Genomic DNA, 2,408 nt, shown 5'->3' with positions numbered 1-2,408 from the left:
CGTTTGCGATCGGTGATATCCCGCGTCACCTTTGTAAAGCCGCGTAGGTTTCCCGCCTCATCTCGCAGAGCAGTAATCACAATATCTGCCCAAAATCGCGATCCATCTTTGCGAACGCGCCACCCTTCATCCTGCACTTGACCCTCGGTGGCGGCTATTTCTAGCAACCGTTGAGGACGACCGCGCTGAATTTCCGACGAGGGATAAAAGCGGGAGAACGACTGACCGATAATTTCGTCTGCCCGATAGCCTTTAATCCGCTCTGCTCCACTATTCCAGCTCACAATCCGTCCGCTGGGGTCGAGCATAAAAATTGCGTAGTCTTTGACCCTCTCAACCAGCAGGCGGTATCGCTCCTCACTCTGGGACAGAGCCACCTCCTTCCGCTGACGCTCCTGGATTTCCTGTTCTAGTCGTGTATTCTGTTCTCGAAGCTGCCGAGTTAGATGTCGGAGACTCACATGGGCTTGAACCCTAGCTAACACCTCTTCTTGTTGAAAGGGCTTCGTAACATAGTCCACCGCACCCAGGCTGAAGCCTTTCACTTTATCTACAGTTTCACTCAGGGCGGTCATAAAAATGACTGGAATGTCTGCTGTTGCTCGATCCGCTTTCAGACGACGGCACGTTTCAAACCCGTCTACACCGGGCATTAGGATATCGAGCAGGATTAAATCAGGTAAAGCATACTTGGCGTTCTCGATCGCACTTTCACCATCTTCCGCCACTAAAATTCTGAAGCCAGCATTGGTCAGACAGCCAAACAGGACTTCTAAATTGGTCAGTGTGTCATCCACGATTAGGATGACTCCCTTTTCAGCCATAATACTTATTCTGACATCTGAAATTGTTTGATAAACTCCCGAATTTGCCGTGCTTTGAAGCCTTTAGCGAGTTGGCGAAGATGGGTGGCAAAGGGAATCAACTGTGGATCGAGCGTTTCTAATTTAGCCGCTCGTTCAGCAATTGCTTGGAGATCGCCCATCATTGCTAAGTTGAGTAACGCTGCGATTTCTTCAGCAGGGGGAGCTATCAATGGAGAAGCATCTTGAGTGTTGGGTGCTGGAGGGCTTTGCCCTGCCAGTAGAGTCGGTTGAACTGAGTCCTTTCGCTCAGCGCTTGATTCTTCATAAATCCACTCTAGCTTCAGATGAAGGGATAATCGCTCCAATAGCTCTGCTTCGTGGATTGGCTTCGGTAGAAAATCATGGCAGCCGACGTTTCGACTCTGCTGTCGATCCATATCAAATGCACTAGCCGAGGTGGCAATAATAACCGTCTGCTGTAAGCTTGGAGACATCCGAATTTGACGGGTTGCCTCGAACCCATCCATCACAGGCATCACCAAATCCATCAAAATCGCATCAGGTCGAAACTGGTGTGCCTTGTGCAGAGCCTCCCGACCATCGATCGCCTCTACCACTTCAAATCCTAACGGCTGTAGCATATTGGTCAGAACCAGGCGATTTTCCTCTCTGTCGTCCACTACCAGGATTTTTCGCTTGCCGCCTTGATATCCACGAACACAGCGGCGATCTGGAGAGGGAATATCAGAGGGGCAGTCAACTTCAGCCAGATCTAAATCAACCCAGAAAATGCTTCCTTTTCCAGGCGTACTCTGCACGTTGATGTCACTTCCCATCAGTTGAACGAGTTGGCGACTGATGCCTAATCCCAATCCAGTTCCTTCAATCTGACGATGGCGATCGCTGACTTGTCGGAATGGTAAAAAGATTTCCTGGAGATGCTCTTGTGTTATTCCAATGCCCGTATCTTCTACCTGAAACCGAAGTTTGGATGAGGTTTGAGTTAAGGCTGAGTCTTCAAAATGATCGACATATCCAACTTTAAAGGTTACCCCACCGTTTTCGGTAAATTTAACCGCATTGCTCAGGAGATTAATCAGAACTTGCCGCAACCGTTTCTCATCTGCCCGAATTAATTTTGGAAGTGGCGAAAGCACTTTATAGGTGAACAATATTCCTTTTTGCTCTGCCCGGATTCGACAGATTGCAACAATCTCTTCCAGAAAGTCTCGAAGTTGGAAATCGTTGAGGTAGAGTTCCATTCTTCGAGCTTCGATTTTGGACAAGTCCAAAACATCGTTAATCAACATCAGTAGATGTTCGCCACAACGATGGATGGTGTTCAGACCATTCTTTTGTGGATCTGTTAACGCTCTGTCTTTCTTCAGGATTTGGGTATAACCTAAAATGCCATTCAGGGGAGTCCGGAGTTCGTGGCTCATATTCGCCAAAAATTCACTTTTCGCTCGGTTGGCAGCCTCAGCCACTTGTTCTGCGCGTTTGCGATCGATAATTTCTTGTTGCAACTCCAGCGTGCGCTGTTCTACCTTGCTCTCTAAGCTTTTATTTGCTGCTTCTAAGTCTTGATAAAGACGCGCATTT

Annotated in this window: 2 protein-coding genes; both read right to left on the bottom strand. The window is 48.1% G+C overall.

Annotated features, from left to right (window positions below; translation table 11 throughout):
• A partial coding sequence (locus tag V6C93_RS01650) for a response regulator (RefSeq protein WP_333474900.1) occupies positions 1 to 824 on the bottom strand: 824 nt, incomplete at its 3' end.
• A 5-nt stretch (positions 825 to 829) separates the two neighbouring features.
• On the bottom strand, positions 830 to 2,408 hold a 1,579-nt coding region (locus tag V6C93_RS01645), incomplete at its 5' end, for an ATP-binding protein (RefSeq protein ID WP_333474899.1).

Origin of the sequence: Allocoleopsis sp. (assembly GCF_036703385.1) — a bacterium.
In the GTDB taxonomy this organism is placed as follows: domain Bacteria; phylum Cyanobacteriota; class Cyanobacteriia; order Cyanobacteriales; family Coleofasciculaceae; genus Allocoleopsis.
This window is presented reverse-complemented; position numbering and strand designations above follow the sequence as displayed.